The following is a 14,868-nucleotide window of genomic DNA, read 5'->3' as shown; positions in this document are numbered from 1 at the left end:
TCCACAAATAGTAAGATAAATAAGGTAATAAAATAAACAAGCCCCTTTCCAAACTGGATAAGGGGCTAAATATGCACCTTCAAATGATTACTCTTGGTGATTACTATTAAGCTTTGAAACTTTCTTACCTTCTCTATAATCAAGACAAGACACTTCAATTAATAAGCCATTAAATACTGTAAAATAAAAACCATAACTACTACCTCGCATCGAATAAGGTTCCTTATCTATTTCAATGCCGCCTGCTACTAAACGATTATACGCTTGATCAACTTCATTTGAAGTATCCACTAAAAAACCAATATGAAAAGCTTCCGGATACGTAACTTCCTTATTCCCTTTAAATGCTTTTGGATCACTTAGCACAAGTATAAATCCACTCTCATCACTCATAACTACAAGTGCTTTCCCTTTTTGTTCCAAAAATTGAAAATCAAAAAATGTTTCAAAGAAATGTCTCGCTTCTGATAAATCATCAACACATAAATTTAAATGATTCAGCTTCATGTACTCATCTCCTTTTAAACAGAAGGGATATAGACTCATTTTCATAACCCTTAAATATGTAAGGTAAGATATTCAAGCGTTCCATCTAAGACTATGCTTTATAAGTCTAATATTTTTTTCTATATCCTAGAACATTTTTTTAATGAATGAAAGATTTCCTATCATTTACATCCCCCCAGTAATAAAAAAGAGGATACATGTTTGCTTCTACAACATGTATCCTCTACTTATATATTACGACTGCTGATAAGCCGCTTTCGATGATTTTACATAATAAACTGCATGATCCACATTAATAATATGATCTGGTTTTGGTTTACCACGGCCTGCTCTATGTCCAGCTAAATGTTCTTCACTTGTTTCCCAGTTTTTCCATGCTTCTTCAGATTCCCAGCGAATCATTACGACAACTTCTTCGTCGCCGCGTCTTACTTTTTTCACAAGAACACTTAAATTGATGAAGCCTTCAAATTTTTCAATAATACCTTCTCCAGTGAAACGTTCTACAACTATATTTGATGTACCTTCTTTTACTGTAAATGTTTTCGTTTCGATAAACATATATCCCACTCCCTCTTTGTTATACGAATACTAGTATTCTTCTATTATAATTGATTATGATAATTATTTTCAATTGTAAAGTTTTAATTTTTTGAATTATGCTGATTTCTTTTCTATCGCCTCATCTAAAAATTTGAAATATGGAAGTAACATCCCTATTAAAGATGTAACACATATAATTGCACCGATGATTACATATAGCGCTCTTACTCCCCACATTTCACTCAATATTCCCCCTACTAACACACCTAATGGCATAGCGGATCGTATAAAAAATAAACGCACTGAAAATACTTGCCCTATCATATTATTTGGGACGGTTTGTTGGCATATTGTCGTGTTATGAACATTGAAAAATGCAATACAAATCCCTGCTATTACTTCAATTATTATTGCAATGATAATACTATGATTGAATCCTAATGAAATGTATGTGAGTCCCCCTATAAACAATCCTCCGAGCATAAGTATACGCCGGCTTTTATATGTTACTTTTCCGACTAGTATAGATCCAACTACATAGCCAAGTGGGAATCCGGCCATAAAATAACCATATTCCGCATATCCCGCTGATAGCTCGTCTTTTATATAAGGAAGATTTGTGACCATCGTTACCCCAACTCCAAATTGCACGAAAGTAAGAAATATACCGAGCCAAACGATGATTGGTTTTGTGAAAAAATATGTAAAACCGTGAAGAAATTGTTCTAGCCACGTTTTCCGAATAGGTTGCGACGTTCTATTTTCTTTTATATAAAATAAGAAAGCACCACTAACAAATAGACAAATACATACGAAAGATAATGTAAGTTCTGTTCCAATCAAATGAATGACTACTCCGCCTAATACTGGCGCAAGAAACATCATAAGGCGATTCATTCCATCAATGTACGCATTTGCATCTTGAAGTTGTTCTTTCCCTACAATGCTCGGTGTAATTGCTTGACTTGCAGGTGTATAAAGTGGTGTAATAAGTCCTACTACAATTTGAACAACATAAATGTGCCAAACTTCTATACTACCTGTAACTAGCATCACCAAAGGTAATAAGAATACGGACGCTCGTATCCATTGTGAACAAATCATAATCCACTTCCGGCTCCATTTATCAATAAATGGGCCACTTATTAATTGCAATATGAGTGATGGGATGAAATATAATAGCCACATACTACTTAAAGCCATTTCCGATCCTGTTAATTCATATACTAGAATTGAATTACATAACGTTCCGAAAGCCCCTCCTAATTCTGAGATTGCACTACCAATCCACATAAAAAAGAAAGAACGATTTTTCAATACACTCTTCACTATAGCTCACCAACTTTTCTCTTAAATTCCTCCCTTTATGTACATTCTTGTTGCATATTATCTATTCAAAAACGCTTCTAATTCTTTTGCTAACGACTGTACTGCTTTCTTCCTTAATACATATTTTCCGTCATGTATATCAACTAACTTCGCTGCACGTAACAATTTCAAATGATGGTGTACTGTCGATTTACCAAGCTGCAATCTTTCCGTTATTTCCTGTAAAGTACGTTCTTTTTCAAACAACATTTTTACAATTCGCAATCTCGCTTCATCCCCAAGAGCCTTATGTTTTTGAACTAAAAAATAATTCGGTTCATACGAATCTTCAGGATGAATGCTTTCATTCGCAACTGGATAATGAAATACTTTCGTATCTTCAATATCTGCTTCAATATTCCACGGTCTGTACGTCATTTGCGGAATAAGAAGTACGTGATGAACACTTGGCTCTGGCATATAGTTCACTCCGCCAGTCGCCCATTCGACAAACTCTTCCGGCTTCATCTTTTTATTCATTTCATTTTTTGCTTCATAATCTCGTTTTAATATAGAAAGTATTTCTTCTTCCTCTTTCTTAATTACACTCTCATACCAACCTGTCATAACAGCAATTAAATGAGATTTCAGCACTTGGACATCAACATCACATATAAAACGAATATACGTAGAGAAAAACTGATGTTCTTGTGTCAGTTCCATTAGTTCATGTATTGCAGTTACGTTTCCACTTGCCGCTAAAGTTCTTTTTTCTTGGTACTTCTCTCCTAAAAACGGTAAACATATATACTTCAAACCTTCTTCTGAAAGTAAATCAATTTTAAAATTAAACTGCGATAAATCTTGAAAATCCTCTTCATACAATAACTGAAGCAATGCTTTCCACGTATTATGTTCTTCTACAAACTGTAAGTGTTCTTCCATCTCATCTGTTAATGATTGTCTAATTCCTTTCCATTCACTTTCAGTCTTTTCAAGAGTATCAATTAACCTTTTATGAGTAATTGCTGCAATGCCAAGTGCACATTCGAAAAGTATCGAATATTTCACCTGAACGTTGTATGTTTCCCTCTTTTTACTCTTTATGTGATAGACCTCCATTTTTATCCCCTCCTTGTTTGCTATGTATTAAATTCTATCTTTATCGAATTTTACCTTCTATTCTTTTAGAATTTACAAAAATATAAATTAAACCACATTCATTCTAAATTAAGAAGAATAAGAGCTTTTTTATATACAAATAATAAAGCTCAAGGAGTGGTTGACATGCATTTCATATTAAATATGTTAGGGATTTTCGTTGTCATATTAATCGTTTTCTTATGTTCGCCTAATAAAAAACATATAAAATGGAGACCAATTGTAATCCTCATCATATTGGAGCTTTTTATTACGTGGTTTATGTTGGGCACAAAGCTAGGCAGTATTATCATTAATAAAATTGCGTCATTTTTCAGTTGGCTACTGGCATGTGCGAATGAAGGAATTCGATTTGCATTTCCTTCCGCTATGGACAGTCCACACATTGATTTCTTCTTTAGCGCGTTACTTCCTATCATTTTTGTTATCACGTTCTTTGATATTCTTTCTTATTTTGGAATCTTAACTTGGATTATTGATAAAGTAGGTGCAGTTATTTCAAAGATTTCTCGTTTACCAAAGTTAGAAAGTTTCTTTTCGATTCAAATGATGTTTTTAGGAAACACCGAAGCACTTGCGGTTGTTCGTGATCAATTATCTGTTTTAAAAGAAAATCGATTATTAACTTTTGGAATTATGAGTATGAGTAGCGTTAGCGGATCCATTCTTGGTGCTTATTTATCAATGGTTCCAGCAACATATATTTTCAGCGCAATCCCATTAAACTGTATTAACGCATTAATTTTAGCCAATGTATTAAATCCTGTGGAAGTTTCGAAAGAAGAAGACGTTGTTTACACACCTTCAAAACATGAAAAAAAGGATTTCTTTTCTACTATTTCAAACAGTATGTTAGTTGGGATGAATATGGTTATCGTTATTTTAGCTATGGTAATTGGTTATGTAGCTTTAACAGCATGTTTAAATGGGATTTTAGGATTTTTTGTAACGGGGTTAACAATTCAAAAAATCTTCTCCATTATCTTTAGTCCTTTTGCATTTTTACTCGGTTTATCAGGCAGTGATGCTATGTACGTAGCTGAATTAATGGGGATCAAAATAACGACGAATGAATTTGTTGCAATGATGGATTTAAAATCAAACTTAAAGTCGCTACAACCGCATACGGTTGCGGTTGCAACGACATTTCTAGCTTCTTTTGCTAACTTTAGTACAGTAGGTATGATTTACGGAACTTACAATTCATTATTTGGCGGAGAAAAATCATCAATCATCGGTAAAAATGTTTGGAAGCTTCTTGTTAGCGGGATGGCTGTTTCTTTATTAAGCGCTATGCTCGTTGGGCTATTTGTATGGTAAATAATTTTTATAATAAAAGACACCCAAGCCAATTGAGTGTCTTTTATTATTATTTTCGAATTTGTCCATTTCCACGAATCACATATTTTGTAGAAGTTAATGCTGGAAGCCCCATTGGGCCTCTTACGTGTAACTTTTGTGTACTGATACCAATTTCCGCTCCGAATCCAAATTCGGATCCATCTGTAAAACGAGTCGATGCATTATGATAAAGTGCCGCGGCATCTACAGAAGTAAAAAACTTGCTGACGTTTTCCTCGTTTTCAGTAATAATTGCTTCAGAATGCATAGATCCATACGTATTTATATGATGAATCGCTTCTTCAACAGTGGAAACCACTTTCACTGCTAGTGTAAGAGATAAAAATTCTGTCCCCCAGTCTTCTTCTGAAGCAAGTACAATTGAAGAATCCATTGCAAATGCTTTTTGATCACCACGTAGCTCCACACCTCTATCCTTCAAAGAAGAAAACAACTCGCTACCATATTTCTCTGCCCACTTCTCATGAAGAACAATCGTTTCAATCGCATTACATACAGATGGACGCTGCGTTTTTGCATTTATAATAATATCCAATGCCATTTGTTTATCCGCTGTTTCATCAATGAATATATGACAATTTCCCGCACCTGTTTCAAGTACTGGAACAGACGCTTCTCTCACAACAGTATCGATTAATTGTTTGCCACCTCTTGGAATAAGAACGTCTAGATAATCCTTCATTGTAAACAACTGCTTTGCGCTATCTCGCGTTGTATCTTCTATAAGCTGGACGCTTTCTTGAGGTAAGCTTGTTTGTTTGAGCGCCCTGTGAATAACGGCAACGATCGCTTTATTAGAATGAATAGCAGAAGAACTACCACGTAATATGACTGCGTTTCCTGTTTTCAAACAAATTGTAGCAGCATCCACTGTTACATTCGGTCTTGCCTCATAAATCATCCCAACAACACCAAGTGGTACGCGCATTTCCTGAATAGATAGTCCATTTGGCCTTTCCCATGCACTTACACATTCTCCTACAGGATCACGTAATTCAATTAGCTGCTTAATCCCTTCTGTCATATCAACAATACGCTGTTCATTCAGCATAAGGCGATCAAGGAGAGAATCAGAAAACCCTTTTGCCTTACCTTCTTCTATATCCCGTTTGTTTTCCTCTAAAATATAAGCTGTTTCACTTATTAATTGATTTGCAATTGCAGCAAGTGCTTCGTTTTTTTGATTTGTAGATTTTAGTACAAGTTCCCTAACAACCTCTTTTGCTTTTATCCCCTTTGCCAACACTTCATTCATTTTTATTTCCTCCTTTTTAAAGTGAAACCCAATGATCCCTATGGATGACTTCATAACTATGTCTCTCGCCTCTTACTTGAATATCTTGGCTTTGCATACCTTTTACATCTCTTAGTTCCTCTGCACTATATGTGCATTGTCCTTTTCCTATTACGCGCCCTTGTTGCGTTACAACCTCTACAACTTCACCCACTTGGAAAAATCCTGATACATTCGTAACACCAGCTGGAAGTAAACTCTTACCATGCTGAATGATGGCAGTAGCTGCCCCAGCATCTACTTCAATTTGTCCGCTAACAAGCGAATGCAAGGCAATCCATTGCTTGTTCATCTTCATTTCTTTTTGAGGAGCATTACCGACATACGTTCCATCACCCTTACCCTTCAAAACATCTACAAACTTTTCCTGTCCACGTCCTGTTCCGATAAATACACTCACACCAAGAGAGAGTGCTGTCTTTGCAGCATCGATTTTTGATTTCATACCGCCAGTCCCAAGTTTTGAGCCAGCATCTCCTGCAAGAGAAGAAATTTCTTCCGTAACTTCAGGAAGAAAATAATATTTTTTTGCATCCGCATTTTTCTGAGGATTTTTGTCATATAACCCGTTCACATCTGTAAAGATCATAAGCATATCCGCCGAAACAAGCCCGCTTACTAAAGCTGACAGCATATCATTATCACCGAACGTCAGCTCCTCTAAAGAGATGGAATCATTTTCATTAATAATTGGAAGAGCGGAACGGTTTAATAATTCTCCTAACGTAGCGTAAGCATTACTATACTGTTCTTTTCTAGAAAAATCACTTCTCGTCAACAAAAGTTGCGCAGTAACGATGCCATATTTACGGAATTCCTCCGTGTACGCCTGCATTAACAAACTTTGTCCGACAGCTGCTGCAGCCTGTTTCCCTTTAATCGTTACAGGTCTGCTAGGATATCCTAGCGCTGAAAAACCTGCAGCGACGGCTCCAGATGTAATTAACACAACCTCGTGCCCATCAGCTTTCAACCGAGCCAATGCGGCAACGTGATCTGAAAGCTGTTCTGTAGAGATGCCTCCGTGACTATCTGCCAAGGAACTACTCCCAATCTTTACAACAACTCGTTGTTTTTTCACTTTTTTATCCCCCAAGTCTAAAATCAAAGTTTTTTATAAATTACACTTCATTCACTTTGTAACTATATCTATTCTCATCAATGCTGCACTGAAGTATTTAAGAGCAAAATAAAAATGACCGCTTCGCCCTTAATAAAATAAAAAGGACGAAACGGTCATTGTTCCGCGGTACCACCTTAATTGATATACATAGATATCCACTTGGTGCCTATAACGCAGGCGAACGCCTAAACTTTCATTTAAGACTCAGGGATAGGTTCGATATATTCTATACGAGGAATCTTTCAGCCGGTGAATTCCACTCTCTTTCGCAAGAAGACATATGTACTAATTCCCTTCAACGATTTTCAATCTAATTTTTTTATATTATGCGATATAGTTCGATTCGGTGTCAAGAGGTATTTTTAAAAATAAATAGAGCCACAAGTTATTTGTATGAAATTATCGCCCTACTGAATGAAAATACAAAATGATATAAGTTTAACTCATATTCATAAACATAAAATCTTAAATTATAGTGTATATATTTACATAATGTCGAATATAATTAATTTTTATCTTTTAGTGTTGCAAAAAGGAATATATTCTCTTAGAATGTTTCTTTATATTGCACAGGGATGTTATTCTTATTCTAAGAAAATAATATCAAACCGATATAATTGATTATAAAAGGAGCAAGATTGAGTTATTATGGATAAACAAATTGGATTCATCGGTTGCGGAAATATGGGAATGGCTATGATTGGCGGAATGATAAACAAAAATATAGTGTCTTCAAATCATATTATTTGTTCAGATTTAAACACTGCTAATTTAAAAAATGCTAGTGAAAAATATGGGCTAACTACAACTACCGACAACAATAAAGTAGCTAAAAATGCTGATATTTTAATTTTATCAATCAAACCAGACCTATACGCATCAATAATTAATGAAATAAAAGAAGTAATCAAAAACGATGCTATCATCATTACGATCGCTGCTGGGAAAAGTATTGAAAGTACTGAAAATGCCTTTAATAAAAAATTAAAGGTTGTAAGAGTAATGCCTAATACTCCTGCTCTTGTTGGAGAAGGAATGTCTGCATTATGCCCTAATGAAATGGTGACAGAAAAAGATTTAGAAGATGTACTAAACATTTTCAATAGTTTTGGTCAAACAGAGATCGTAAGTGAAAAATTAATGGATGTTGTAACATCTGTAAGTGGTTCTTCACCAGCTTATGTATATATGATTATAGAAGCGATGGCAGATGCTGCTGTACTAGATGGTATGCCAAGAAATCAAGCATATAAATTCGCTGCTCAAGCTGTGTTAGGCTCTGCAAAAATGGTACTAGAAACAGGAATACATCCAGGTGAATTGAAAGATATGGTTTGTTCTCCTGGTGGAACGACAATAGAAGCTGTAGCAACATTAGAGGAAAAAGGATTACGAACAGCGATTATTTCAGCTATGCAACGTTGTACGCAAAAGTCTGTTGAACTATCTGGTCAAACTAAAAAATAAAACTATAAAAGAGATTACGTTAGCTATGAATTCACATAATTTTAATTAAAAATTCACTACATGATAAACGGCCAAACTCATATAAAATTGAGCTTGGCCGTTCCGCTTTTTAATTATATTAAAATAATTTCATTCGAATCTTCTTTAAAGGTTCTGTTTTATCCCTTACCTATTCCCTACTATGATTGTGTAATTTTATTAGAAACTAATAATTTTTCAATGCATTTCGGTAACATATCTATTAGTGTTTCAAATGCGTAGTTTACATCTAGACGTTCTGTCCATTGATGTGCATCTTTTCCTACCGGCCCCATATTTAATACTGGAACATCAAACTCTTCTAATTCCTGAAGTGGAATTGAATAACCTTTATCCCATAATGGCATATTGTCTACAAGAGAACTCATTGAATCCAGTGGATACTGCAAGCCTACATAGCTTAAATCTGAAATCCCCCCAAAATAATTTTGGTTTTCAAATGTAATCTTATGATTGTAGTGTGCATACTTTTCCATTTCTACAACTACCTCTTTTATTAAAGGATTGTTGCGCGAACTCACAGCTGGATAGTACGGCGGAGCGAAGAAAAGTACAATCATCGGTGCCTTTTCTTTACATAAAATCGCTAATTTATCTACTAAATCAATCGTTACCGCACGATCATCTTTATCTTCTCTATTTTTTATAATATTAGATTGAATATGATTTATTTTTTCTTGTCCATGTTGCTCAATTGCATATGTGATAAGCTCTTCATAAGTTAATACATTTACTTTAAGATTAGGTGGTATAAATGGATTATATTTAGAAAAACGATATGCATGTTTTTCATACGACTCTTCTATTTTCTCTGCTACTTTCGTTACTTTTTGACGTAACAATGAAACTACATCTGTCATTGATTTTTCTAATAAAAACAAATTAAATAATGTAACTGCACGATGCGGAATTTGTACAGAATAATCCTCTTTTAAGTCCCTTTGAAGTAAGTTAGTTGGCGGAGGACTCGCTTCCCCTTCTACAATGTCACAAAGGTCTGTGTTTAACTCTAATTCTGCTGTTATTAATGAGGCCATATAACTCCCATTTAAGCCTGCAAAAGGTTCACCTACATGTGTCTCTTTTCCATAGCAAAGAAAACCAGGTAACACTTTACCAATAGAGCCAGTGTAAATATACTTATTTTGGTCACCAGGATGTCTTGAAAACATAGGCTCTGAGTTTAAGACCGTTTTATAATCTAAGTTATGCTCTCTTGCTAAATCTAACAATCTCGGAACAGCCGCCCTCATCCCTATAGAATTCACTTCTTCATCTGGTACAGCCAATAAAAGAACATTCCCATCGAATCTTCCTTCACATGCTTGTTCAATCATTGCCATTTGTAATGCGAGGCCGCATTTCATATCCATTGTTCCTCTACCAAACAGCCATTCTCCATGTTCTATATCTTCACGTACATGGTCTGGAAGTTCATCTTTATGAGAATAAAACATAGATGTTAACTTTTTAGGATTAAATGCATCTTCTTTCCACACTCCGTAATCTTGTACATCTACAACATCAAAGTGACTTACTAGAATTACAGTATTTTTTGTACTATCGCTTTTCTTTACTAGTGCTGTAACAAAATATCGTCCGTCCCCTGTCGGATTTTTTTGTAAATGATGCGGGTTTTCTTTGAAGTACTGTAAATCAGATAACTGTTCCACAACAAAGTCTGGCAATATTACTTCAGCTTCTGAACCGGTAATACTAGGAATTTCAACAAGACCGCTTAATAATTGAATCAATTGTTCTTTTGATTGCCACTTTGACATATAAATCCCCCTATTTTTCCGCATTATGAAAACTAATTCCAGTATATGAATAAAAAAAATGACGACAGCTATCAAAATTATAGTTCTGATGTACTGCCGATTTTTATTGATATTTCATGAGCCGCTTGTTTTACCTTGCTAATAAGAAAAGATAGTCGATCATCATTAATACGATGACTAATTAACCCAACACTTAATGCTCCTACTACTTTATGATTAAATCCGATAATAGGTGCAGCTACTGAAGCTGTCCCTTCTGTTTTTTCACCATAACTGACAGCATATCCTTCATTTTTTATTTGCTTTATTTGATTAAGAAGAATTTGCTTTTGTTCTGGTAATGAAGAAAGTAAATTTTCTACAATATGTTCCATTTCATTCGTTTTCATATTGGCAAGCATCGTTTTATTTGCAGCACCAATTGAAAGTGGAATTTGTTCCCCTAGATTATCGATAACTCGAATTTTTAAAGGACTATCAATTCTTTCAATGATAATAGAATGTGTTCCGTTTGGAATATTTAAATAGACACTTTCCTCCACTTCAGCAGCTAAACGTTTCATCACTTCTCTTGCAACAGATCTGTAGTCTACCTTCTCCAATTGACGTAACCCTATTTCCATCCACATTGGTCCAATTTTGTACTGTTTTGTCTCTGAAATTTGTGTAACTAACCCATGCTCCATTAAAGAGTTAAGTAATCTATGTACTGTACTAACCGGGAGATGTGTTCCATCAGCTATATCAGAAATAGCCCAATACTCTTTTTCATTTGTAGAATTCAATAATTTAATAATACTTATCGCTCGATCAATGGACTGTACCATAACTCGCCTCAACTTTACTCGTAATATGTTAGTATGCTTAATTAACTATCAATTTAGCAAACATTCAAAATGAAATCAATCTATTTATTTAATTTTCTAACAATAAAAAACGTATCACTAACAAAGAATTGAAAACGCAAACAAAAAATTATTGACTTTTCTTTTTAATTATCTGAAAATTATAACAAGATTTCACATCACGGAATACATTCCATAATACGGAAAAACATCAAACTTTATTCTATCAACTATGAAAGTGAGGAAAACAATGGCGCAAGTAAGCAATACAAACAATGAATTAAAACGGACGATGAAAAGTAGACACTTATTCATGATTGCACTCGGTGGTGTGATTGGAACGGGGTTATTTAACGGATCTGGCTTTATTATAAGTCAAGCTGGACCTGGCGGATCCGTACTTGCCTTTATGGCGGGTGGATTATTAATGTATTTCGTTATGCTATGTCTTGGTGAACTTGCTGTAGCCATGCCTGTTTCAGGTTCTTTCCAAGAATATGCCACTAAGTTCATCAATCCTGCAACTGGCTTTACAATCGGATGGTTGTATTGGTTAAGCTGGGCGAATACGACCGGTCTTGAATTTACAACTGCCGGCATTACAATGCAGCGCTGGTTTCCTGATATTCCTGTTTGGGTTTGGTGTTTAATATTTGGCGTTACAATCTTCACTATTAACGCATTATCTGCTCGTAGTTATGCAGAAACAGAATTTTGGTTTTCAAGTATAAAAGTATCTGCCATTATCGCTTTCATTATTCTTGGCGGCGCCGCTATGTTCGGTTTTATTGATTTAAAAGGTGACGAACCCGCTCCGCTATTATCAAATTTCGTAAATCATGGTGGTTTATTCCCAAATGGACTTGCCGCTATTCTTTTAACAATGGTTACAGTCAACTATTCCTTCCAAGGTACAGAACTTGTTGGAATCGCAGCAGGTGAAAGTGAAGATCCAGCAAAAACTTTACCTCGTTCTATTAGAAATATTATATGGCGCACGATGTTTTTCTTCGTCTTAGCAATCTTTGTTCTTGTTGCTTTAATTCCTTGGGAAGAAGCTGGATTAACAAAGAGCCCATTCGTTGCTGTTTTTGATAATATCGGTATTCCATATGCAGCTGATATTATGAACTTTGTTATTCTTACTGCTGTTCTTTCTGTTGCAAACTCAGGACTATACGCTGCTACTCGAATGCTTTGGTCTTTATCAAAAAACGAAATGGCTCCAGCCTTTTTAAAGAAATTATCATCACGTGGGATTCCTCTCAACGCTTTAATCATGACGATAGCTATTTCTGCTTTTTCTCTTTTGACAAGCGTAGTAGCTGCTGAAACTGTTTACTTGTGGCTCATTTCAATTTCCGGAGTCATTACCATTATTGTTTGGATGTCAATTTGTGTTTCTCAATTCTTTTTCCGCAAACATTATTTAGCAGACGGCGGAAAATTAGAAGACTTAAAATTTAAAACGCCACTTTATCCACTCGTACCAATTCTTGGTTTTGGATTGTATGGCATTATATTAATCAGTCTTATTTTTATCCCAGAACAACGACTTGGAATCTATTGCACTGTCCCATTTATCATCTTTTGCTACACTTACTATCACTTTAAAGTTAAGAAAAGAAATTCTACTAACACTCATAGTGAAACTAAAATTAGCGAGACTTCGTAATATTTGACGATACATAAAAGACCACACATGGCGTTTCACTTCATGTGTGGTCTTTTATCGTTCCTTCTCTCATTTCCCCCTACTATTGAAAGAATTATTTATAACACTTTAAGTTCTGGATTGCTCAGGTGAACTTTGGGTTGAAAAATGAGCATTTCTATACCTTTCCCGAAATTTCAAGTTCTGCTAATGATGTTGTAGAAAGTGTTAATGTAGTAAATACTATAATACTAACAATTACTATTTTTACTATTCATAAGTTGATGATTCTGCTTACTATTACTGTTTTGTTTTGATATATTTAATATATATTTAAAGACAGACAGGAGTTAGATACGATGATAAAAGGTTTTGGAGGAATATTTTGGAGAACTAAGAATCTTGAAGTTATAAAAAAATGGTACAGTGAAGTGTTGAAACTTGATATAGAAGATTGGAATGGAACTGTGATTAAACCCCAGTTAGGAAATGAGACCATCTTTTCTTTCTTTACAGAGAATGACAATTATTTTCCAAAAGAACAACAAGTGATGTTAAATTTCGAAGTACATAATCTAAACGAGACTATAAAGCATCTTGAGAATATTGGTGTACCTCTTGAGAAGAAAGAAGAAATCAGTGAATTTGGACAGTTTATTTGGATTAAGGATCCTGAAGGTCGATTGATCGAACTTTGGGAGAAATAGTGGATTCTACTTATTTACTATTAAGTTAACAGCTGCGTTAATACATCAAGGTAAATAAAAAAGTCGATTCCTTTAACTCCACAGGAAATCGATTTTTTTTTGGAGTTAAACTTCTTAGCTTTGTAAATCCTCATTTTTCAAATTCTACCCTATGGCCACCAACTTAAAAACATAAAAAAACGCTATTCTTACGAAAAGAATAGCGTTTTTCATTATTTAAATATGATTTCATCTGAATTTAATAGATATATCCCCTCTCCTACAAAAGTAGTAGAGTGTTCATTTAAACACTTACTACCTCAGTGGGATTTATCACATTCCAATTTCAATATAATAGTAAATAGGTATATCGGATATAGATGTACATTACTAGGCTTATACATATTTCAACTTTAGAATTACATTCACTATTTAATTGGTAGTTACCAATAAAGAAAGGAATGATCATAATAATACAGAACATATACGAAACTCATTTACATGTAAGAAATTTAGAAAACGCAATAAATTTCTATCAAAACAAGCTAGGATTAACGTTAGCAAGAAAATTCTCCAAAAGAAGAGTGGCTTTCTTTTGGGTCGGAGAAAATAAACAACAAATGCTTGGACTATGGGAAGTACATAACATTGAAGACTTTGAGCCGAGACATTTTGCTTTTGGTGTAAATTTAGAGTTTTTAATGACTTCTAAAGCGTGGTTAGAGGAACGTGGAATAGCAGTGATAGGAAGTCAAGGAAAAGGAAATCAAAAGCCAATTGTCCAAAGGTGGATGCCTGCTGCAAGTGTATACTTTCTAGATTGTGATGGAAATAAATTAGAATTCATTTCTATGTTACATAAGAATCCAGATGAATTAGAATATGCGTCCTATTTAAGTGTATGGAATGAGGAACACCAAGAAAAATGAATGGAATTTCCGTTCAAGTTTTTTCTTATTTTTGGATATAATGTTGTACGATTCCCCATTTACTATAAATTTGTTAACATAATGCATTTACTGTCATCTTATATTTGTACTTACGTACGAGCTATTCCTAATCTGCTTCAATTACAATTTGAATTATGTAAATTTTCTT

The 14,868-nt window shown here is 34.5% G+C and carries 13 protein-coding genes and 1 other annotated feature; of the genes, 5 read left to right on the top strand and 8 right to left on the bottom strand.

What is annotated here, in order from left to right; translation table 11 throughout:
• Positions 1-87: 87 nt before the first annotated feature.
• From BM089_RS19035 to BM089_RS19020, 4 genes are all read right to left on the bottom strand, one after another.
• Complete coding sequence (locus BM089_RS19035) at positions 88-507, bottom strand: VOC family protein (RefSeq protein ID WP_000773084.1); 420 nt, start codon at positions 505-507, stop codon at positions 88-90.
• Positions 508-741: 234 nt separating this feature from the next.
• Positions 742-1,068, bottom strand: a complete 327-nt coding sequence (gene hmoA / locus BM089_RS19030; protein ID WP_139213289.1) for a heme-degrading monooxygenase HmoA — start codon at positions 1,066-1,068, stop codon at positions 742-744.
• A 96-nt stretch (positions 1,069-1,164) separates the two neighbouring features.
• Positions 1,165-2,379 carry an MFS transporter gene (locus BM089_RS19025; RefSeq protein WP_090977723.1) on the bottom strand — a complete coding sequence of 405 codons (1,215 nt, stop codon included), beginning with the start codon at positions 2,377-2,379 and terminating at the stop codon, positions 1,165-1,167.
• 57 nt (positions 2,380-2,436) lie between these two features.
• Positions 2,437-3,480, bottom strand: coding sequence for an ArsR/SmtB family transcription factor (locus tag BM089_RS19020; protein WP_000454535.1), 1,044 nt, complete (start codon positions 3,478-3,480; stop codon positions 2,437-2,439).
• A 165-nt stretch (positions 3,481-3,645) separates the two neighbouring features.
• On the opposite strand from BM089_RS19020, the gene BM089_RS19015 reads away from it, so the two are divergent.
• Positions 3,646-4,839: a NupC/NupG family nucleoside CNT transporter gene (locus tag BM089_RS19015; protein ID WP_000545481.1), complete on the top strand. Its 1,194-nt coding sequence runs from the start codon at positions 3,646-3,648 to the stop codon at positions 4,837-4,839.
• A 49-nt stretch (positions 4,840-4,888) separates the two neighbouring features.
• Here BM089_RS19015 and proA read toward each other — a convergent pair whose 3' ends face one another.
• A complete protein-coding gene (gene proA, locus BM089_RS19010) occupies positions 4,889-6,136 on the bottom strand; it encodes a gamma-glutamyl phosphate reductase (protein ID WP_001006625.1) in 1,248 nt (415 codons plus the stop codon).
• A gap of 16 nt (positions 6,137-6,152) precedes the next feature.
• Complete coding sequence (gene proB / locus BM089_RS19005; RefSeq protein WP_000744798.1) at positions 6,153-7,256, bottom strand: glutamate 5-kinase; 1,104 nt, start codon at positions 7,254-7,256, stop codon at positions 6,153-6,155.
• A 139-nt stretch (positions 7,257-7,395) separates the two neighbouring features.
• Positions 7,396-7,606: a binding site (T-box leader), on the bottom strand.
• 340 nt (positions 7,607-7,946) lie between these two features.
• Between proB and proC the strand changes: the two genes are divergently transcribed.
• On the top strand, positions 7,947-8,765 hold the full coding sequence (proC, locus tag BM089_RS18995; RefSeq protein WP_000360722.1) for a pyrroline-5-carboxylate reductase: 819 nt from the start codon (positions 7,947-7,949) through the stop codon (positions 8,763-8,765).
• A 179-nt stretch (positions 8,766-8,944) separates the two neighbouring features.
• On the opposite strand, the gene BM089_RS18990 is transcribed toward proC, so the two are convergent.
• Both BM089_RS18990 and BM089_RS18985 read right to left on the bottom strand, forming a co-directional pair.
• Positions 8,945-10,609 (bottom strand): M20/M25/M40 family metallo-hydrolase, encoded by a 1,665-nt coding sequence (locus BM089_RS18990; RefSeq protein ID WP_003274521.1) that lies wholly within the window; start codon positions 10,607-10,609, stop codon positions 8,945-8,947.
• Positions 10,610-10,662: 53 nt separating this feature from the next.
• Positions 10,663-11,412: an IclR family transcriptional regulator gene (locus BM089_RS18985; RefSeq protein WP_000250751.1), complete on the bottom strand. Its 750-nt coding sequence runs from the start codon at positions 11,410-11,412 to the stop codon at positions 10,663-10,665.
• Positions 11,413-11,680: 268 nt separating this feature from the next.
• Here BM089_RS18985 and BM089_RS18975 point away from each other — a divergent pair, with 268 nt between their 5' ends.
• The 3 genes from BM089_RS18975 (at position 11,681) to BM089_RS18965 (ending at position 14,699) form a co-directional block, all read left to right on the top strand.
• On the top strand, positions 11,681-13,105 hold the full coding sequence (locus tag BM089_RS18975) for an amino acid permease (protein ID WP_000079995.1): 1,425 nt from the start codon (positions 11,681-11,683) through the stop codon (positions 13,103-13,105).
• A gap of 338 nt (positions 13,106-13,443) precedes the next feature.
• Positions 13,444-13,791 (top strand): VOC family protein, encoded by a 348-nt coding sequence (locus BM089_RS18970; RefSeq protein WP_000589591.1) that lies wholly within the window; start codon positions 13,444-13,446, stop codon positions 13,789-13,791.
• A gap of 449 nt (positions 13,792-14,240) precedes the next feature.
• Entirely contained in the window at positions 14,241-14,699 is a 459-nt protein-coding gene (locus BM089_RS18965) for a VOC family protein (protein ID WP_033657522.1), read from the top strand.
• Positions 14,700-14,868 lie beyond the last annotated feature (169 nt).

The sequence above is a fragment of the Bacillus sp. 5mfcol3.1 genome, from assembly GCF_900114335.1.
Taxonomy (GTDB): Bacteria; Bacillota; Bacilli; order Bacillales; family Bacillaceae_G; genus Bacillus_A; species Bacillus_A thuringiensis_S.
The sequence above is the reverse complement of the archived record's forward strand: the minus strand, read 5'-3'. Positions and strand labels throughout refer to the sequence as shown.